The organism is Nostoc spongiaeforme FACHB-130, from assembly GCF_014698475.1.
In the GTDB taxonomy this organism is placed as follows: Bacteria; Cyanobacteriota; Cyanobacteriia; order Cyanobacteriales; family Nostocaceae; genus Nostoc_B; species Nostoc_B spongiaeforme.
Map to the genome: position 1 here is coordinate 13,954 of NZ_JACJTB010000029.1, position 20,227 is coordinate 34,180.

21 protein-coding genes are annotated in these 20,227 nt (G+C 39.6%); 10 read left to right on the top strand and 11 right to left on the bottom strand.

Going from position 1 to position 20,227, the window contains the following annotated elements; genetic code table 11:
• Position 1 precedes the first annotated feature (1 nt).
• Positions 2–496 carry a YraN family protein gene (locus H6G74_RS19675; RefSeq protein WP_190969279.1) on the bottom strand — a complete coding sequence of 165 codons (495 nt, stop codon included), beginning with the start codon at positions 494–496 and terminating at the stop codon, positions 2–4.
• A 14-nt stretch (positions 497–510) separates the two neighbouring features.
• Between H6G74_RS19675 and H6G74_RS19680 the strand changes: the two genes are divergently transcribed.
• The 3 genes from H6G74_RS19680 (at position 511) to H6G74_RS19690 (ending at position 2,484) form a co-directional block, all read left to right on the top strand.
• Entirely contained in the window at positions 511–1,020 is a 510-nt protein-coding gene (locus tag H6G74_RS19680) for a pentapeptide repeat-containing protein (RefSeq protein WP_190969280.1), read from the top strand.
• 156 nt (positions 1,021–1,176) lie between these two features.
• Positions 1,177–2,043 carry a DUF2207 domain-containing protein gene (locus tag H6G74_RS19685; protein ID WP_190969281.1) on the top strand — a complete coding sequence of 289 codons (867 nt, stop codon included), beginning with the start codon at positions 1,177–1,179 and terminating at the stop codon, positions 2,041–2,043.
• A 75-nt stretch (positions 2,044–2,118) separates the two neighbouring features.
• Positions 2,119–2,484, top strand: a complete 366-nt coding sequence (locus tag H6G74_RS19690) for a Lin0512 family protein (RefSeq protein ID WP_062296530.1) — start codon at positions 2,119–2,121, stop codon at positions 2,482–2,484.
• On the opposite strand, the gene H6G74_RS19695 is transcribed toward H6G74_RS19690, so the two are convergent.
• Positions 2,481–2,759 (bottom strand): hypothetical protein, encoded by a 279-nt coding sequence (locus tag H6G74_RS19695; protein ID WP_190969336.1) that lies wholly within the window; start codon positions 2,757–2,759, stop codon positions 2,481–2,483. The two genes, H6G74_RS19690 and H6G74_RS19695, sit on opposite strands and share 4 nt — an antisense overlap.
• Before the next feature lie 347 nt (positions 2,760–3,106).
• Between H6G74_RS19695 and H6G74_RS19700 the strand changes: the two genes are divergently transcribed.
• Positions 3,107–3,376, top strand: coding sequence for a hypothetical protein (locus H6G74_RS19700; protein ID WP_096581406.1), 270 nt, complete (start codon positions 3,107–3,109; stop codon positions 3,374–3,376).
• A gap of 151 nt (positions 3,377–3,527) precedes the next feature.
• On the opposite strand, the gene H6G74_RS19705 is transcribed toward H6G74_RS19700, so the two are convergent.
• The 4 genes from H6G74_RS19705 to H6G74_RS19720 all read right to left on the bottom strand — a co-directional run bounded on the left by H6G74_RS19705 (position 3,528) and on the right by H6G74_RS19720 (position 7,120).
• Complete coding sequence (locus tag H6G74_RS19705; RefSeq protein ID WP_190969282.1) at positions 3,528–4,067, bottom strand: DUF1634 domain-containing protein; 540 nt, start codon at positions 4,065–4,067, stop codon at positions 3,528–3,530.
• A gap of 1 nt (position 4,068) precedes the next feature.
• Positions 4,069–4,905, bottom strand: a complete 837-nt coding sequence (locus H6G74_RS19710; protein WP_190969283.1) for a sulfite exporter TauE/SafE family protein — start codon at positions 4,903–4,905, stop codon at positions 4,069–4,071.
• Positions 4,906–4,978: 73 nt separating this feature from the next.
• Positions 4,979–5,614 (bottom strand): cadmium resistance transporter, encoded by a 636-nt coding sequence (locus H6G74_RS19715; protein ID WP_103125182.1) that lies wholly within the window; start codon positions 5,612–5,614, stop codon positions 4,979–4,981.
• Between the two features lie 48 nt (positions 5,615–5,662).
• Positions 5,663–7,120: an APC family permease gene (locus tag H6G74_RS19720; protein ID WP_096581400.1), complete on the bottom strand. Its 1,458-nt coding sequence runs from the start codon at positions 7,118–7,120 to the stop codon at positions 5,663–5,665.
• 619 nt (positions 7,121–7,739) lie between these two features.
• On the opposite strand from H6G74_RS19720, the gene H6G74_RS19725 reads away from it, so the two are divergent.
• A complete protein-coding gene (locus H6G74_RS19725; protein ID WP_190969284.1) occupies positions 7,740–8,393 on the top strand; it encodes a hypothetical protein in 654 nt (217 codons plus the stop codon).
• A gap of 328 nt (positions 8,394–8,721) precedes the next feature.
• Here H6G74_RS19725 and H6G74_RS19730 read toward each other — a convergent pair whose 3' ends face one another.
• A complete protein-coding gene (locus H6G74_RS19730) occupies positions 8,722–9,474 on the bottom strand; it encodes a phosphatase PAP2 family protein (protein WP_190969337.1) in 753 nt (250 codons plus the stop codon).
• Positions 9,475–9,562: 88 nt separating this feature from the next.
• Positions 9,563–10,846, bottom strand: a complete 1,284-nt coding sequence (hisD, locus tag H6G74_RS19735; RefSeq protein ID WP_190969285.1) for a histidinol dehydrogenase — start codon at positions 10,844–10,846, stop codon at positions 9,563–9,565.
• Between the two features lie 138 nt (positions 10,847–10,984).
• Between hisD and H6G74_RS19740 the strand changes: the two genes are divergently transcribed.
• Positions 10,985–11,263 carry a hypothetical protein gene (locus H6G74_RS19740; RefSeq protein ID WP_190969286.1) on the top strand — a complete coding sequence of 93 codons (279 nt, stop codon included), beginning with the start codon at positions 10,985–10,987 and terminating at the stop codon, positions 11,261–11,263.
• Between the two features lie 32 nt (positions 11,264–11,295).
• On the opposite strand, the gene H6G74_RS19745 is transcribed toward H6G74_RS19740, so the two are convergent.
• Positions 11,296–13,194 carry a DUF3370 family protein gene (locus H6G74_RS19745; RefSeq protein ID WP_190969287.1) on the bottom strand — a complete coding sequence of 633 codons (1,899 nt, stop codon included), beginning with the start codon at positions 13,192–13,194 and terminating at the stop codon, positions 11,296–11,298.
• A 97-nt stretch (positions 13,195–13,291) separates the two neighbouring features.
• A complete protein-coding gene (locus H6G74_RS19750; RefSeq protein ID WP_190969338.1) occupies positions 13,292–14,116 on the bottom strand; it encodes a M90 family metallopeptidase in 825 nt (274 codons plus the stop codon).
• A gap of 146 nt (positions 14,117–14,262) precedes the next feature.
• Here H6G74_RS19750 and ilvA point away from each other — a divergent pair, with 146 nt between their 5' ends.
• Complete coding sequence (gene ilvA, locus H6G74_RS19755) at positions 14,263–15,774, top strand: threonine ammonia-lyase, biosynthetic (RefSeq protein ID WP_190969288.1); 1,512 nt, start codon at positions 14,263–14,265, stop codon at positions 15,772–15,774.
• Positions 15,775–15,951: 177 nt separating this feature from the next.
• The gene (locus H6G74_RS19760; protein WP_190969289.1) at positions 15,952–16,323 is read left to right on the top strand and encodes a zinc ribbon domain-containing protein; all 372 of its coding nucleotides are present in this window, start codon (positions 15,952–15,954) and stop codon (positions 16,321–16,323) included.
• Between the two features lie 13 nt (positions 16,324–16,336).
• Here H6G74_RS19760 and H6G74_RS19765 read toward each other — a convergent pair whose 3' ends face one another.
• On the bottom strand, positions 16,337–16,993 hold the full coding sequence (locus H6G74_RS19765; RefSeq protein ID WP_190969290.1) for an HAD family hydrolase: 657 nt from the start codon (positions 16,991–16,993) through the stop codon (positions 16,337–16,339).
• A gap of 684 nt (positions 16,994–17,677) precedes the next feature.
• Between H6G74_RS19765 and H6G74_RS19770 the strand changes: the two genes are divergently transcribed.
• Together H6G74_RS19770 and H6G74_RS19775 are read left to right on the top strand one after the other, a co-directional pair.
• Complete coding sequence (locus H6G74_RS19770; protein ID WP_190969291.1) at positions 17,678–18,067, top strand: aegerolysin family protein; 390 nt, start codon at positions 17,678–17,680, stop codon at positions 18,065–18,067.
• Between the two features lie 231 nt (positions 18,068–18,298).
• Positions 18,299–20,194 carry an MAC/perforin domain-containing protein gene (locus tag H6G74_RS19775; RefSeq protein WP_190969292.1) on the top strand — a complete coding sequence of 632 codons (1,896 nt, stop codon included), beginning with the start codon at positions 18,299–18,301 and terminating at the stop codon, positions 20,192–20,194.
• Positions 20,195–20,227: the final 33 nt, after the last annotated feature.

A 20,227-nucleotide genomic window follows, 5' to 3' on the forward strand; every position in this document is an offset into this window, starting at 1 on the left:
TTTACCCAGCAGATAAATCGAAAGCTGCTGATATATATTCTTGAAGATGAAATTCATACCCAGCAACCGATAAACTTAGTAAAGCATCTTGGGCTGATGAAGGGAACTGAGTGTTTAGTTTTGATACTTGCTGACAACAGACTATCGCCACATCAAAGCTACAAAAATAGTCAGCTTTGTCTGGATGTTGAGCTAAAAACATTTCTGCTGTGCGCGACAGTTTCGCCTTTTTTTTTGGCGTGATAGCGTTTCTGCCGCCAGCATCCCAATTACCTGGACTGCGGGTTTTTACTTCAACAAAAGCAAGTTTAGAGTTCTGAGTAATATTTTCTTGTGCCTCTTTTTCTTGATATTGAGCAATAATATCAATCTCTCCCCAACGACAAGAAAAGCGCCGATGTAAAATCAACCAACCTGTAGACTGTAACCATTGTGTAACTAAGTCTTCACCTTGTTGACCAATATCGAGATAATGGGATGGAGGATGATTCGCCATTGGTGAAAAGTACCATGAATTTTAGGTTAAGCGATCGCATTTGGGCAGGTATACTCAGTGTATTGCTGTGGGCTGTGTTGAGCATTACAGCTACTTTTACTTATACGCCCACAGCTTTAGCACTCGAATATAACAAAGAAATATTGATAGAAGCTGATTTTTCTGGACGTGATTTAACAGATTCTAGCTTTACCAAAGCTAATCTCCGGCAAAGTAATTTTAGCAATAGTAACTTAAGTGGTGTGAGTTTCTTTGCTGCTAATTTGGAGTCAGCAAATTTACAGGGGTCTAACCTGACAAATGCTACCTTAGATTCAGCGCGGCTAATTAAAGCAGATTTGACTAATGCAGTTTTAGAAGGTGCATTTGCGGCTAATGCCAAATTTGATGGTGCAATTATTGATGGAGCAGATTTTACTGATGTGCTGCTGCGTCCAGATGAACAAAAAAAATTATGCAAGGTAGCTAAAGGTACTAATCCCACCACAGGACGAGAAACCCGTGATACTTTGTTTTGTCCTTAGTGAAATGAACTTACTGTTAGGACTTATTGTTTTTGCCAAGAATTCGGAGAAAAGAGAGTTCAGACATCAACTCACCCTCGTAAAATTGCGAAGGTATTATTTTGTAAATACTTCACGTCTCTTTTCGTTTTCCAAAATATACCAATTTGTAAAGATATGAGCAAAAAATTAGTAGACAGGCTGCTGCTATTTTGTTTCACATTTGTTCTTGGCTTCACATTTACTATTCATAATGCCCAAGCCGAATCAGCACCTTTCTATTGGGAATTTATCAATGTCGATATTGCCGTACAGCCTAACGGTGATATGTTAGTCACTGAGACACAAAAATATAATTTTACTGGAGAGTATAATCATCAGCGTTCCCGATACATTCCTTTAGATAAAGTAGACAGAATTACTGAAGTTTCTGTATCCGAAAATGGTCAAGTGTTACCCAGTATAACAAGTACAGTAAATAATCAATTTTGGATTCGTTGGGAACATCAATTGCAACCACCAGAAAGCCCTATTTTCGTGTTGAAATATCGTGTTATTGGAGGATTGCGCGTCAATCATAATTATGCTCAAGTATATTGGGAAGCGATATTCTCTGACCGTAAAGCCCCTATTAAACAGGCGCAGGTTAGGGTGGAATTTCCTGAAGAACTTACTACTAAAATTAAAACATTCCAAAGCTTTGGTGTAGTTGCAAATATTCGCCGAGTCGATACAAAAACTATTGAGGCTGTTACTAAACAATTTCTAGAGCCAGGGAAGGGGTTAGAAATTCAGGTGATATTTGATCGTGCGGGTACTAAGATTGAAACCTCTGGATGGCAAAGTTCACAATTTTTTTATGAGAGGTTATTGTGGATTTTGTCGGGATTGCTAGTCTTTGGTATGCCTCTTTTCCTCATTATTGTCTCTAGGACTGGGACTAGTAGTAGCTACATTGGAGACAGTAGCAGTTATTACTATGGCGGTGGCGGTGATTATGGTGGCGGTGATTATGGTGGCGGTGGCGGTGGCGGTGGTGATTAACTAAATAAACGCTGTACGCATCAAATCTAATTACAGTAGTGAAGTACAAATATCGAGGATATCCAGGAGGTGACTGTGGCGCGTAAACGTTTAGTAATTGAGATGGGGATGGGTGTAGATCAGCACGGACAGGAACCAACTGTAGCAGCTGCAAGAGCAGTCCGAAATGCGATCGCGCATAATGCTTTACCAGGAGTCTGGGAAGTGGCTGGGTTGAATGATCCCAATGAAATGATCGTAGAAGTGCAAGTAGCAGTACCTTATCCCGAACAAGTGAGAACAGATGAGGTTCTCGCAGTACTACCCTTTGGACGCAAAACGATAAATGTCGAATCTGGGGGAATGGTGGTTCAGGGACGGGCGATTCCTTCTCTGAATGATAAAAATGATGATATGTTAATTGCGATCGCTGCGGTGACAGTCCTCATCGAAACTGACTAAGCTTGGTTCTCCGATTTCTGCACATCCTCAACAGCATGAGAAATCGAGGCTAAGGGTGGAGTTGATACATCTAATTGTGGTTGTGGCGTTTCGAGTGATGCCGCAATTGATGTATCACTGAAGTAAGAACCTACAATCTTGTCATAATTAGAAGCAACGGCTAAAAATGCCCCGCCTAAAATATAAATCGGCAATGGCAGAGAAAATTCTTGTAACCAGTCAAATAGTTCTGCTAAAGCGAACAATAGCACAAAGCAAGCAATCCAAACTCTCATCTTTCCATCCCCATAACCAAATAACTCTACTAGTTTACTAATAGGGTAGACAGATTGCATGATAGCTGATGTGGACTGAAACACATACCCCAGAATTCAGGCTTCGCCGTGAGTCTCAGCCGAACTGAGTCAGAATTCAGGAGAAAAATAGCCTCTCTACCTTTACCCGATTGAAAATATGCCGTATTTATTGGGATTGGTGTTGGCGATCGCTTCCCCATCCACATCTTTAGGTAGAGGTATCCAGCCAATTAAATTCTAACTTTTGTCAGTATTTATAACAGCAGCTTAGATTAATAATGACTATAATAAAGATATTTGAATAAGTGGTAATTGACTAAATTAAAATGGCAAATTTTACTTTATCAAATATTTTTTTAACCCTAGGTATTGTTTTTCTAGTGATTTCTGTCTTAGGGCAATCAAAATTAGGATTTATTGAAATTAATCCAGGCTGTTTTGGTAGAGTATTAGCCTTAGTTATCGGGGTCGCTAGTTTAGCTTTTGTCCTTTTAGGTGGCAATTTTTCTGTAGAAACTATTGACTTAATTAGAAACTATTTGGCAAAGGCTATTCAGCAAAATATCCCCCAAATTAACGAACTGCTCAATTCTTAATCATAAATAAATTAAGCAGATTTCGAGAGTAAGAGTATGATAATTTTCTTCTGCTATAAGTTCTCTAAAAATTGTGGTGCAAGCATATAGTCTACACCACAATGTTTTCATTTATTTAAATTTAGACTTATTACAAAAGCAGTTGATTGGGCTAAAAATAAGCTCCTACCAAACTATAAGTTAAACTAGCTAATACCAACAGAGTGACAACTATATAAGTTAATTCTCGCTTTATAGTAAAAGCCAATAAAGAAATAATTACACGTAAAATTGGGGTGGCAATTAATAGTAATAATCCTAATTGAATAATTCCGCGACGGCTACCAGATAATACTGCATTGATTACACCATTTGGTGAGCGAAACTCTGATGGTTCACCGTGAAAAATTTGATATGTCGCAGGCTCTGAACCGTGGTGACTTAAATATAAAATGCCGCCTAACAAAACAACAGAACTAGCTATTAATACACCATACTTTAAAAGATTGCTGAGTATATATTCTAATTGCTGTTCACTGGGGGTTTTGCTGGCTATATGACTGGCATTAATCTCACTGTTATTGTGTTGTTCTTCTAATTGTTGAATATCAGAATCTGGTTCTGCTGGTGGTAAGGTAATTGCCGCCACTTCAGTTTCTGGTGATGCTGATGAGTGCCAACGAAAACTAGAATTAACCTCATACTTATACATTTTACAGCCCCCCTATTAGACTGTTGTAGACCATTTTAAAAGCCATTACCACCAGCACAAGACTGAAAATAATTCGTAAAATCTGTGTTTTAGCACCTATGAGTACTTTTGCTCCTAAAAAAGCGCCAGGTAATACTCCTAACATTACCGGCATTGATAATCCCGGATCGATGTAACCCCTGGCTAAATAAACGCCGGCTGATGCGGCAGCGGTGACACCAATCATAAAATTGCTAGTAGTGGTTGAAACTTTAAACGGTATACGCATGGCTTGATCCATTGCTAGTACCTTGAACGCGCCTGAACCAATACCCAGTAATCCCGACAATATTCCAGCAATAAACATGACACTAAAACCTGCTGGTACTGAATGAACTTGGTAAGACATCAAGCCATCTGGAGTGGGATAAGTACCATTGAGGTGGAAATAATTTGCTAAGGGATCTGCGGGTTGATTTTGATCAATTTCAATTCTTGGGCGTTGTGAAAGATATGCAGAATATATCAAGACGATCGCCAAAACAATCGTTAACATTTTTACAGAGACAAACACCGCAATCATCGCACCAATAATTGCCCCAATTGTGGTTGCAACTTCTAAAAACATTCCTAAGCGCAAGTTGGTGTAGCCTTTTTTGATATATGTTGAGGCTGCACCTAAAGAAGTAGCAATCACAGACACCAATGAAGCACCAACAGCGTAGCGAATATCTACGCCAAAGACTGAAGTTAATAGGGGGACAATAACAACTCCGCCACCTAAACCCGTCAACGCACCAACAAAGCCAGCACTAAATGAGCCAAGCCAAACTAGTAGAGAAAATTCTAGTATGTTCAAATCTCATACCTCTATTGATATGTGGAAATATTGAGATATTTTGCGAATGAATCTCCTGCCGATTGGGTTTTATTTAAGATAAATTTAATAACGTTAAGCTACCACTATCGATAACGATAAAAGCGCCTAATCCCATGAGAACAAAAGGCATAAAATTATTCCCATAACGAGTTAATAAGTTAGCGATCGCAGTTTGGTTAGTTAATTTATTAGCTAAGTAACACAAACACCCCACCAAGGTAAAAAACACACCCAAAATTACCAACAAACTTTCCCAAGTGGCGCTGGCGAACAAAGGCACATAAATACTAATGTTGTCAGTACCATTAGCAAACGTCACCGCGGCGACACTGTAAGTTTGTAAATTGAATAATTTGGCTAAAAGAGTATCTTGTGATGTTTCTGTTTGGGGTTCAACGGCTGCTGATTCATCTTCTGCTTGATTCAACAAACACTTGATGCCAATGGCAATGGGAACTAAGCCAAATAATCCAATCCAAGGACGTGGTAGGATTAAGCCACCAAAAAAACCTGGCAGACTGGCCATTACCAGTGCTGTAAAACCAAGATACTGTCCGGCAATGATCTGCCAACGGCGAAACCTGGCGTTAATCTGGGAAAAAAATAGCGTTAATATCACTAAATCGTCGATATTTGTGGCGCTAAAGGCAAATGCCCCGGTACTAATTGTGGTGACTAACCCGTTCATATCAATTTAAATCAATTCAGAATTTTTGTAATTAAAAGATGCAAAAACTTAAGGAATTTTGCTGCGATCGCTAAATCGGGCGTGAATTTCTTCAATTCCTCGGTGCATTCCTGCAACTAAATGGGGAGAACGTCTTCTTTTGACAATGAACCAGCCACTCGTAGCGACTATGTACATCAAAAATAAGTAGGGAAAAGCATTATATGGTGCTTCAGGAACTGGGAAGAGGCTGCTACCAGGAATGCCAACACTACCCAAAACCGGAATCATCATAAAGCCAACGCCAAGAATAGAAAACACGATATCTCGGCGGCGCAGTTGGTTGATTTTATATAGATAAACAGGTGCAGCAATAGAAATCAAGATATAAACACTCAAGAACCCATAGCTACAAATAGCCCCCAAGTATCCCATACACTCGAATAATTTGATATTAAATAATGACATCCCCGCCGGTACGAGGAATGTCATCAAAGAACACATTGTGACTGCAACATGAGGTGTTTTATTAGCTGAGTGCGCCGTACCTAAAGATGAATGAAATAAACCATGACGCGCCATCAAAAAGAATACTCTAGAGGCGGGGTTGATACTGCCTAAAATGCAAGCAAAGAAGCTAAATAACGCACCCAAACCTACTAATTCACCCAAGAAACCTACTCCCGCCTGTCGAGATAAAAAACCCAGAGGTTCTTCTGTGTTGGTAATAGATACGCCAGCGCCATTGAATCCCAACACTTCTATATAAGTTGTACAAATATAAAACAACCCAGCCAAAATTACACTACCCATTACCGATTTTGGGATGGTTCGCAGAGGATTTTTGGCTTCATCACCCAAAGATGTGGCACTTTCAAAGCCAGAGAACGCAAACATCACCAAAACCAGTCCTGTAGCTACGCTACCTGGAGTCGCACCAGTCAAAGTTAACTGGGACATATCCAACGCAAAACCTTTGTGCGCCCAGATAATTATGCACAACACAGCAATTAAAACAATTGATATACCTTCCATCCACAGCATAGCGACAGCAGAAAGTTGGATATCTTTATAAGCGGCATACCAAGAAATTCCTGCACCGATCGCCAGTAATGTAATACTTGAAGGATGAATGCCCAAATGCCCAATTAAAACACCACTAAAATTGGCAAAACCACAAAGAACAGACATCCCAGTGAATAAATAAGCGAGTACTAAACTCCAGCCACAAACTACTCCGGCTGTCGCACCTAAACCTTTGGTGATGTAGGAATAAAGTGAACCTGGAGATGCTGTCCGACTAGCAAATTGATTGATATTAATACTGACAAATAATAGTCCAATTAAGCCAATCAAAAAACTGAGCCAGGTGCCGCTTCCGGAAAGTGCAACGATTAAGCCAATATTAGATGCGGGTATTGTTGTTGGTGCAATTACCGCAAAAGATTGCGCTAGAACTTCCGTAAAAGAAAGACATTCTGGCTTTAAACCATGAAGACTCTGATGAGAAGAAATTTCCTTGTTCATCTTGCAAGTTTTAGTTTGGCGAATGGCGCATAAACGATAGTTTTTATAACAAGTTAGGAGAGAGTTTTTAGTTGAATCATACTAAGAAACAAGCCCTAAGTTTTACTTACAGATATCGATATATCTATCAATGGGCAGCGCCTATCGTTAGTTTTATTTCTCAAGATAGATTTAATACTACCCTATGTATTTTCTACAATCAAGTAGACAAAAAAATTAAATTTAATCATTTATTAATTTGAGCAAATCCCTGAACCTACACGGGTATATGAGAGATTTTGTATTTTAATTGCCACAAAAATTCTCTTGCTGATTGTGCAGAAAAATACCCACAAACATCATCGGAATAAGTGCCATTTAGCGCCTGAAGTTATGAGGTTATGACATATCTAAAGAAAATATAAAGATAAATTAGGAAACAGTACCAAAACATGAGATTCTCAAAAACAGAATGATAAATTTGTCTGGTTGATATGCAGTAATTAGCCAGAAAAACAAGCTAATAAATTCAAAATTCAGTATTTCTCATCAAAAATTTAACTTTGATAGCTGATGAGAATATTGACAAGATGGTTGAGATAGTCATAAGCTGCAATTTTGTAAAAATGGGTAGATAGATATGAAAAGATTTAAATACGTTTTGCTGACAGTTATATTATTTGTAAGTTTAGTATTCGCTCCACCTGCTTTAGCCGATCGCCCAAAAGTTAGCAAAAATCCTGATTATATAAATCTGACTAAAGAGCTAGATCAATTTCGTTCTGCCAAAGCAACACAAGAGCAATTAGAAGGTTACACACCAGAACAAATTGACCAAAAAATCAATGAATTAGAATTACAAAAATACGCTTTTGAGTCAGGACTTGATTGGGGACAATGCACCAATCAAACAGGAAAAACTATAGCTATCTACGGGCCAGAACCAAATTTAGATGATGATGAATATTCAAAAGGAGCAGCACTTTATTTTTTAGCTGATGGCGCGACAACTCAAGATAGATGGAATTGCAAAGGTATCTATCTACCCGCAGATGTAAATGCTGTAGCGTTAAATCCTGACCGTCCTGGTCAAGAATTTGTGGGTGATGTTGTGCTGAAGGTTCCGAATGGAACAAACTTAGTTCTCAAGACAAATGCTGATACTGGGGCAATTGAATTTAATCAAGTTGGCGCTACAATTCTCCCAGCCAGTGATGTCAACTGGTTTATTCCCAAAGTGTCGCAGACAATTGTCGAAGCCCATGTTGCAACTGCACCGACAAAAAAGGCGTAAATGGGGGAGTTGAGAGTAGTGATATCGTGTCCGGTCAAATACTTATCATTAAGGCCGCAGAGGAAGCAGGGGAGCAGAGGGGCAGAGGAAAAGTTTTTGGGTTTTGTGCATAGATTCGGGAATTATCACTAATTAGCCGGACATGATATGAGTGGGATGTAAGGGTTTTGCAGACTTACACCTTATACCCTTACATCCCAGTCTGAAACCTTGATTTTTCGTCTCATTGCGTAAGTCTTGTACGTGACATTTACCCAAAATCTTTGATGGTGACTGGCACATTCTAGGATAGTAGTTTTTAGTAAGAGCGATCGCTTACCACAAAGATTCACTCATTAGCGGCTAACTTTTCCTGTTCTTCTGGGAGTAAAGTAGTTTCCGCCGCAGGCTGCACACCAGGGATGGGTACAGTTTTCACCAGATGGGGTTTAATAATCATACTCACGCCAGTTCCCCAAGCGATCGCCACCATCCAACCTGCGAGAATATCACTAGGAAAATGAACACCCAAATAAAGGCGTGTCCAGGCAATAGTTAATATATACAAACTCCCAAAAATCCAGACGACCCAGCGCCAAGAACTCTGCCAAGCTAAAATCAACAAAATAATAGCCAAAGTTGTACTTGTCATTGCATGGCCGCTAGGAAAGGCAAAATCTAACTCTGGCGCGAGAGACTTCCACAAATCTGGGCGGAGACGATGCCATAATTCCTTGGCTGTGCGGTTGATAAAGGCGCTTCCCAAGGCGGTGATGAGCAGGTAAACTAGCGATCGCCAGCGTTTTTGCCAGAGTAATATCAGGGCGATAGTAATTAAAATTGGCAGCACAGTCCAAAATGATCCCAACTTAGTCAGCACCACCGCCAGAGTATCTAACTGGGGGTTGGCTGTAGAGTGAACCGCTAACAAAATTGGTACATCCCAAGGAAAGCCAGTTTGATATTGCCAAACTTGGGCAGCCAAAATTTGAAATATCTGCAATGGTAAATATACCCCAAGAAATAGGAGTAAAAGCGATCGCCAACGGGCAACCAGCAAATTCTTGATAAAAGAAACAGTTGTCTTTTTCTCTGCATCCATGTCAACTTTGTGCCTTTGCAACGGCAGTTGCTTCAAGTCGGGAAACCCGCCCAACGCACTGCCTCGCCTTTGCGCGAAATTTTTCTAATTATGATTGCAAACGTACAGCCACACTACCCGCATGAGCTGGTAAACCTTCCGCCTCAGCTAAAGTCACCGCAGCTTTACCAATTTCTTGCAATGCGGCTTGATTGCATTCTAAATAAGTAATGCGTTTGAGAAAATCATACACACTCAAACCAGAAGCAAACCGCGCTGAACGGGAAGTTGGTAAGACATGGTTAGGGCCACCCAAATAATCACCTATCGCTTCTGGGGTGTAACGTCCTAAAAATAAACTGCCGGCGCATTTAATTTGACTAGCTAGTAACTGCGGGTTATCTACACATAACTCGACATGTTCAGGAGCCAATTGATTCAGCAATGGTATACTTTCTGCCAAATCACTCACTACGATGACTGCACCGTGATTTTGCCAACTAGCACTCGCTACTGCTTGAGTAGACAGCTTGGGAAGAACTAATTCAACGGCGGTGATAACTTGCTGGGCGAAAACTTCTGAATCAGTAATTAAAATAGATTGGGCGCTGGGGTCATGTTCTGCTTGCGATAATAAATCCCAAGCTATCCACTCTGGGTTATTTTGATCATCAGCAACCACCAAAATTTCCGAAGGGCCAGCGATACTGTCAATACCCACAGTACCGAATACCTGCCGCTTGGCTTCTGCAACATAAGCATTACCAGGGCCAACAACTTTATCTACAGGATTCAGAGTTTCTGTACCGTAGGCGAGGGCGGCTACTGCTTGCGCCCCACCAATACTATATATTTCCGTCACGCCAGCCACCTGTGCAGCCGCCAATACAGCCGGGTTAATTTCCCCATGAGGCATCGGTACTGTCATCACAATGCGTTCCACCCCGGCAATTTTGGCAGGTAAAGCATTCATCAACACCGAACTGGGATAGCTGGCGCGTCCACCAGGGACATAAATTCCAACTTGGGAAAGAGAAACCCAATTTAAACCCAGTTTTACGCCTGTTGCGTCGGTGTAACCAATATCTTGGGGCAGTTGTTTTTGGTGAAAGCTACCAATGCGTTCTGCGGCTAATTCCAGCGCGGCTTTGACATCAGCAGGACATTTGGCTGCTTGGGCGGCGATAAAATCGGCACTCAGATGCAAAGATTCCGGGCTGAAATGGTCGAAACGAGTAGTATATTCCTTAACTGCGGCATCACCCCGCACTTTTACATCAGCCAGAATGCCGCGTACTGTACCACTAACATCAACCGTGGCTTCCCGGCGATTATTGACGAGTGCTTGGAACGCGGTGGAAAAATCTGTGTCAGTTGTTTTAAGTAGCTGCATGGACAATATCTTGGAAATCAGTGCAGGTTAGCAGTCAGGATATTAATTAGTGTAGAGTATGAGGCTCTCTGAAGGTGGGATTACTTGTAAATATGTAAATACTACAATAATTGAAAAAGCCAAAGTAGTGTAATTGTGATGCAATCTATTTTTTGGAGTGTAGAAGAAGTAGCCTCACACGCTCAACAATTTTACGAAAACGGTATTCGTCAAAATGTTGAGCATAGCGATAACATCGGTAAAATGATTGTGATTGATGCCGAAACTGGTGAATATGGTATTGATCTAACAGGTGTAGAGACAGCGTTAAAGTTAAAACAGAAAAATCCGAATGCTAGATTGTTTACTATCCGCATTGGTTATGATGTTGCAGTAAGTTTTGGTGGTGCAATGGAGCGTACTTTAGTTGTGATTTAGATCGAGTATGAAGATGGGCATTGCGGCAAAATTCACATCTGCGTTCTCACAGTTAAAACCTGCGGCGGGGTAGCATCAGGCGGATATAAAAAGTCTACTTGAACTTGCCGTTGATTTCCGGCTGGCATTTGCAAAGTTATCAAAGCTTTTCCTACTTGTCCCCGTCGCTGTACCAAATGAACATAGCGCGTTTGTTCTACTTGATTATCATCGGTGTAACGTAATCTCACTGTTCCCCGAAAAAATACTTGTTCAACTTGGGGATTCAAAAATAGCAGTCTATCCCTACCACCCTCATCTTTTAACGGCGTTTCTATTGATATGGTTACAGTCCGAGTTTGGTTACTAGGATTGTGTAGTGGCAAAGTGAGATTGTATTCTACACCATAGTTACTGTGAGCAAAGTAAGCTGTATCATTGTAGCGTTTCAGCATCGGCGCACTTTGAATTTGTCCTGTGCTGAGTGTAATTAAATGCACTGTTCCCAAAGGATAAGAAAATGCTTTGCCTGGTTGGGGTATCATCAACTGAGACACACTGGAATTATCTGTAATATTTCCTTGCCATTGCGTACCTTGAGACACACCAGCCACACGACTAAAAACTGTTGGTTCTCTAGGAGGGTCGAGAGGTGTGGGGATGGGGTCGCGCTTACCTGCTAAACTACCTTTATCTAAAAGTGTTTGCCACTCGCTAACAGTAGGGGGAAGATCGCTATTCTTTGCTAAGTTTGCCATATAAACTGGGCGATCGCTCACCAATCGCATCATAGTTGTTCGGCCATTAGAACTAGGCGCTTGTACCGGAATGGGTAAGTTTGCCAAGATTTGTGTTTTCCCTGGTTCAATGACTAACTTATCGGGAAAAACTGCTTGTCTAACACCCCGCAACACATCATTCATGGTTCTACTACCAGGGCCAGCGTAAACAGTGCTTTGAGCATTATCCGCCACATCCGGCAAATCAATAAATGGCGCTTCTCTGGTTTGGTAACTGGCTGCTTGTAATACTTGCAATGTTACTGGTTCGTTTCCTGGGTTGTGAACAATTATCCCTTGATAAACCGTGCGGTTTTGGGCTGGCGTTTCTGCCCTAACGATATGATGAGCAAATACATCAAACCTACCTTGGAATGGGTAATTTAAATGTGCTTCCTTGACTTGTTTACCATCTGGGGGGAAAGTTGAAAGTAAAATACCTTCAGTTGTGACTAATTCGGGGCTGTTGCTGTTAAAGGTGGGAATAGTATCGAGTTTTCCTGGTAAAGAACGTACCTCTAGAGGATATGGTTGGACACCTGCAATATATTGTGGTGGAACAGTGTAGATATTTAACGCCCGACACATCAAGGCTGCAACTTCGCCTCTGGTAACACTTTGCAGGGGTTTTAGCTGTTGAACGTTGGGATAATTGACAACAATACTGTTAATTGTGGCAGATGCGATCGCATTCTGGGCGTAATTAGGAATTTGTTGAGCATCGGCAAAATAACGTTGTAATATCTGTGCTGGGTTAGGTTGAGAACTATAATTTTTTGCCCCTGCAACAACACCGATAATTTGCGCCCTCGGAATTGCTTGGTTAGGTTGAAATACTCCACCCGGATAACCAGAAAAAAATCCTTTTTGATAAGCTGTAGAAATTGCTTTTGCTGCCCAATAATTAGCAGGTACATCTTTAAATGTAGTCGGACTGCGTTTAACTGAAGCATCAGGAAAAGCGTTAAGCATAAGTACAGCCGCTTCTGCCCTTGTGACGGTAGAATTAGGGCGAAAACTGCCATCAGGATAACCTGTGATCAGTTTACGTTCTCCCAGTTGTTGAACACAAGCTTTCGCCCAATAATCTTGAGTATCTGTAAAAGCTAGTGCAAGTGAGTCCGATAGAATTAAACCTAAGCCAACTGATAGAGAAATTTTTCCCAAATTCATTTTTATCAACCCAGATAATCACCGATAAATTATCTATGTTCATTTATGTTTATCTGTGATTTGTTACGAAAAATTATACTTCGATGTAATTTAAAATTTAAATCCAATGCTCAGGATGTACTTGGTAATATTTTTTTAATAAATCATAAAGCTGCGAATGCTTCTCTGACAATTGCTGCGGCTGTTCAAAGAAAGTTTCAGTCGCCACGGCAAAAAATTCGGCGGGATTAGTCGCGCCATAACTGTTAATTACAGTTTTGATATCTTGTTGAATATCATTACAGAGTTTTTGATATTCTGCCGTCATTACCTGCGACCAAACAAGATAATCTGATTTGTTGGGTAGAATTGGTACACCTTCAGCTTTACCATCTTCTTGGTCTAATTGATGGGCAAATTCATGCAACACAACATTATGTCCATCATTCCAATTTTGGGTGTCTCTTTGCACCTGTTCCCAAGATAAAATTACTTGGTCTTTTACCCAAGATTCTCCTAGTCTGGCATCGCGTCTTTCTTCGACAACATAATCACTCACCGCCACAGTTTGATTGACAAAATAAGTACTGGGATAAATCAAAATTGAACGCAATTTAGGAAAGTATTCGCCGCGTTCATTTAATAAAAGTAAACAAGCAACAGCCGCAATCGTAATTTTCATTTCTGCTGTGACTTGCAAGCCTTGACAGCCAATAAATTGTTTTTCTACTAAAAATACTTGAATATGTCCTTGAAGTCGTCGGCGTTCTTCGGGAGTGAGACGTAAGTAAATAGGGAGATTATTTTCAATAACAGCACTCCAAAGTGGCGGAAAAGAACGCTTTTTAAGGCGATTTCGTCGCCGTTTAGTCAAAACGGGACTGATAAAAATCGCGGTGACAATCAACCCCAGGATGAGAAAAATAATAATTGCTGCACCCATTGATTTTGTATGATGCTGTGCCACTGCTAGTTAGTATAGCGATCGCACCAACGAAAAGATCCGCGACTTCTCAACAATTCGGAAATCTGAGTACACAACTGCCGTAAAATTAACATTTATCCGGCATCTGCTAATCTTTGACACCCATGCTTTGTGACTATCTAGTACAAATCCTGACCGCCCGTGTGTATGATGTTGCCCAAGAAAGCCCTTTGGAGTATGCCCCAAATCTCTCCCAGAGACTGAATAACAAGCTGTTATTAAAGCGGGAAGATATGCAGTCGGTGTTTTCTTTCAAACTGCGGGGTGCATACAACAAAATGGCGAATTTACCACCAGATTTGTTAGCACAAGGTGTCATTGCAGCTTCGGCGGGAAATCATGCCCAAGGTGTGGCTTTAGCTGCTAGTCGCTTGGGAACAAATGCGATTATTGTCATGCCTGTAACTACGCCCCAAGTGAAAGTGAATGCAGTTAAAGCTAGGGGTGGACAAGTTGTTTTGCATGGCAATACTTACGATGATGCTTATGCTTATGCGCGACAATTAGAAGCCGAAAAAGGTTTAACTTTTATTCATCCTTTTGATGACCCTGATGTAATTGCTGGTCAGGGAACCATCGGTATGGAAATTTTACGACAATACCAGCAACCTATTCACGCAATTTTTGTGGCTATTGGTGGCGGTGGTTTGATTTCGGGAATTGGGGCGTATGTCAAACGGTTGCGTCCTGAAATTAAAATTATTGGTGTGGAACCTGTTGATGCTGATGCCATGAACCAATCTTTAAAAGCCGGAAAACGGGTGCGGCTGTCGCAAGTTGGTTTGTTTGCTGATGGGGTAGCCGTGCGGGAAGTTGGTGAAGAAACCTTCCGTCTGTGCCAAGAATATGTAGATGAAATTATTTTGGTGGATACAGATGATACCTGTGCCGCAATTAAAGATGTCTTTGAAGATACCCGTTCTATTTTAGAACCTGCGGGGGCATTGGCGATCGCAGCTGCTAAAGCCTACGTCGAACGCGAACAAATTCAAGGACAAACTTTGGTGGCTGTGGCTTGCGGTGCCAATATGAATTTTGACCGCCTGCGGTTTGTTGCTGAACGCGCCGAGTTGGGTGAACGCCGCGAAGCGATATTTGCAGTCGCCATCCCCGAACAACAAGGTAGTTTGCGGAAGTTTTGCGAATGTATTGGTCAACGCAACTTAACTGAGTTTAACTATCGTATCGCCGATGAGAAAGAAGCCCATATTTTTGTCGGTGTGCAGATTCAAAATCGCGCCGACAAAGCCAAGATGATAGAAACCTTTGAAAATTGCGGCTTTAAAACCATCGATTTAACCGATGATGAACTCACCAAATTACACTTACGCCACATGGTAGGCGGACATTCGCCCCTCGCCCACAATGAATTACTGTATCGCTTTGAGTTTCCCGAACGTCCTGGCGCATTGATGAAATTTGTCGGTTCTATGAGTCCCAACTGGAATATCAGTATGTTCCACTATCGCAACAATGGTGCAGACTATGGACGCATTGTTGTGGGGATGCAAGTACCGCCCCACGAAATGGAAGCATGGCAAGCCTTTCTCGATACCCTTGGTTATCAGTATTGGGATGAAAGCCAGAACCTTGCATACAAACTATTTTTGGGATAGTACTATAAGGCAAAAGTAAAAAGTTAAAAGTAAGAAGCAGATTTCCCTGTTATCTGTTTGTCCCGATAAACACAATATCTTGCACTAGGCGATTTCTAATCATTAGGGCTAGGTGCAAGATGTGAATAAACTAAACTTTCGCTAAAATCAGGGTGTTTACTTATTTGTGGTTAAGTTGTGGCTACTGTATCTTGTCCCCGTTGCCATCAACTCGTTGAGAGTCAGGCTATTACCTGTCCTTATTGCCGAACAACACTCAAAGCTTTTGGTCATCCCGGTATTCCCTTACATCGCGCTACCGGAGACGAATATTTGTGTGATAGTTGCACCTACCACGCTGACGACACTTGCAACTTTCCCCAACGTCCCTACGCCAAAGACTGTACCCTTTATCAAAATTTGGCCGAGTACCAGTTACAGCAAGAACAACAGCGTCAAGACAACAGTTTTGGCACAACTTTTCAAAGTTGGATAAAACGCAATCAAACTTGGCTATTGTTACTTGGTTTATTACTGATTTGTTTGTTCATTGCTTTGTCAACATCTTAAGAGTTTGATAAAACTAGTTTTCTAATCTCAACAATTTAGCAATTTCATCTGGTGAATGAACAATAAAATCTGCACCATGAATTGTTAATTCCTGCTCAGTTCCATAGCCATAAGTAACGCCAATGGTGGTTAAATTATGAGACTTGGCTCCGATGATATCGTGTTTGCGATCGCCCACCATAATTGTACTCTCAGGCAACAGATTTTCCTGAACTAAAATATAGTGAATTAAATCAGCTTTAATACTCCGCGTTCCATCAAGTCCACTACCATAAACATTATCAAACAGCGGCGATAAACCAAAATATTCAATAATTTGCCTTGCATAAATATCAGGTTTAGAAGTCGCTACAAAAGTTTTGTAACCAGCCAAACGAATTACTTTCAGAGTTTCTATAATCTGCGGATACAGAGTATTTTCAAATAACCCAATCGTAGAAAATCGACTACGATACAGAGCAATTGCTTGTGTAAGAATTATCTCATCTGATGTCTGTAATAGTTGAGAAAAACTATCTTTAATTGGCGGGCCAATACACCAATTCAATTCATCAGCTTCCGGTGGTTGATAACCAAGTTCAGATAAGGCAAACTGAATACAACTAGTAATTCCTAATTTCGGGTCTGTCAGTGTTCCGTCTAAATCAAACAAGATAGCATTAGCAAGCATATTTTCTACTTATATCATGTCCGGCAAATCAGTTATAATTCAGTATATCTGTGCAGAAAGACAAAATTATTTGATTGTAGTGCTGAAGCCGCTATTTTGCTTGACTGACATATCCCTAGGCATAATTCTGAGAATTGAGCTAGGGTGCGATCGCTTATTTTTTGCGTTAATTTTTATGCACCTGTCGTTTTTTTGTCAATCTAAAGTTATAATTCAATGTCAGAAATTCCTGAACTCACCAAGGATTTCCGAAGATAAGCTATGGGTTTTTCCGAAGATAAGAGTCTATCCGAACTTAACAGAGTTGGCTCTTGTCGAAATTTAGTTGTCCAAAACCTGAATCTCAGTCTGGCGCTGACTTTGGCAAATTAGCCATTAATAGTGATTAACTTCTTGCTTAATAGCCTAAACTGCGATTGCCTTTATAAAATGACGCTGTTAGACTAATCTTTATTTATTAAAACAAGCATGAATTTTAAAAACTAAATTATGCAATTTCTCTAATTCATACATATCCTGATTCAGTAATTTTTGCATAAATAATTACTAATCATGTATTGGATTTATCTCGATATTAACTTTTGGGAATAATTCAGGAGCCAAACTTCAGTATTCAGAATGCTGCCTTCTTACATTTTTTGTGCTTTTAATGGGAAAAATACAACAACATAAAAGATGTATATCATGGCTAGTTCACTACAGTTTCACTGTATAATTAATAATCGTTGTGATGTACCATTAAAGGTTAAAGAAACTTACCATCGTTCAGGAAAATGGTATCCAGAAGAAGTTAGTCAACCAAAGGACGTACCAGCAAAACAAGTTATTAAAGCATTTGCTTCATCTGGTCGCATAGCTTCTTCATCAGGCACAGAAGGATATGTAATTTATCAACTGGGAAATGAACTAAATACCTGGATAAAGATTTATTGGGATGTACCTTGGCTGACTGGCTCAAACAACAAATTTAAAGTAGAAACATCTCATGAAAACATCATAGTTCAGACCGATGGTTTTATCGGCTCTGGTTCAGTAGAAAATATCCTCTTAAAAGTAGTTGATTTAAGAGATTAAGCAAAGATGACTAACTCAGATAATTCAATGTATATAGCTGATTTCTTTGCTTTATTCTGGCTCCAATTTTCATAGAAATGGTATTTAAAATTACGTCCGCCACAAAATCAAGATAAATAAAAATCTTATTGATTTTTTTAATACCCATAAAATAATTGTGACCAATATCAAGGCTAATTTCTAGCGTAGCAATAAATCATCAATCTATCATTGAGGACTAAAAACTTAAATATGCAACTCCAAGAATTAACGACAAATAATATTAGTCCTCTGAAGAATTGGGATGTAATTAGTAGAGGCTACAATATTTTAGAAATTGATCCATTACATTTAGTTGATAATTCAGGTTTGAGAATGGTATTTGATTTAGAAGCTACTATTCCTCTCCTAGACGGTAGTGGAATCAAGTCCTCTGAATTTCTGCATATTTCCGAAAGTAGCGGTTTATTAGATGCCACTACAGCAGTAATCTTTTCTGCCTATGATCTTCAATCTTTCTTACATCAAAATATCAATTTTAATATTAATGATTCCATAGGAGAATTATTTGCTTATAGCCGCAGTAGTACCTATGAAAATATCACTCAAGAAATAGAATATAACGAAAAAGTTGTAATTTACACTAAAGTAAGCATCAATAATTATAAACTTCAGTTAGATAAAACTAAAGCTAGAAAATTAAATGGTTATTTCCAAAAATTAGTAGCAGATATCTATTATAAATCATCTTTGCTGCTGCAAGAGTTTGGTACACACTATGCCTATGCAGTTTTTTATGGTGGACAAGCATATCATAAGTTAGCCTTTACAAAAGAAAACTTCATTTCAATGTTAGGCAATCATATCAATGTTAAAACTGAAGCCCAATCTACTTTTGATGTTTTAAAATTTGGTAATTCGATTGCAACCGCCTCAATTTTAAATCAAGATTTTCGTGATAACATTGAGAATCAATATGAGCAAATAAATTATAGCAGTGAGACGCAATTTCAAAACTTTCATGACTGGGCTAAATCTGTTAAAACTAATCCCACACCCATCAAATTGGAATTAGTTCCTCTCTATAATTTATTAACAAAAAAATATTTTCCTGAAGATGAAAATATTGAACAGAAACAAATATACCTCAAAAATCAAATAGATAAATACATCATAAACAATGGACATAATCCATCACAATCAGTAATCCGATATGGTGATGAAATTGAAATGAGTATTGCAGCTAAAGGTCAGCCTCGCTATCTCTGTTATGCAGATAAAGTTAAATATGCTAAGACTGAATCTGAATTGCAATGTCTTAGTGGTAATCACTTACAAAAATACAGATGGAAGATTCTTGCAACTAAGCAAGAAGATTTTAATCAACCTGTAAGAAACGATGATTTAGTTGTCCTGCAAAGTCAGGCATCAAACCTTTATCTAGATGCTAAATCAGGAAGAGATGAAACTTACTTTCCAGGTGAGGGTTTAACTTCTGCCAATCAAAATAATCCTCAATTAGTTAGTGCTAAATGGAAAATTGAGCAGCTTAATTTAGCTGAACGGCGGGAAGTAGTAGATGGAGACTATTTGAGACTGCAAACTCAATGGAAAAATGATGACGGTGAATATGGTTATTTAAAAGGAGAAACTAGCCTCACTACTGCTGAAGAACAAAAAGAAAGAGTGTTTTCTTTTGGCAAAGGTCGTCATCAAAGTGGCTGTTACTGGAAAATCAACAAAGTTGGTTACTATAATAAATCTACAGCAGCAACACACAATAATAACAAAAATCAAAGAATTACTAAATCATTACAATTATACTGCACAATTAATAACCGTTGTGATTTAATATTAAAGGTTAAAGAATATTATTATGCGGAACAGTGTTGCCCAAATCATGAGTCTAGCCCACCAAAAGATGTGCCAGCAAAGCAAGTAATTCAAGTATTGGCTATGTCAGGTACAGAAGGCTATGTGATTTACCAACTGGGAGATGATCCAAATGCTTGGATAAAGATTTTTTGGGATCGAATCAGTGGATTTCAAATAGAAACATTCCATGAGGATATTGTTGTTCAATGCGATGGCTTTATTGGTTCAGCTTTGGTAGAAAACGTACTTCTGAAAATAGCTGATGTTAGATAGGTAAGAATTGAGTAATTATTAAGTTATCAACAA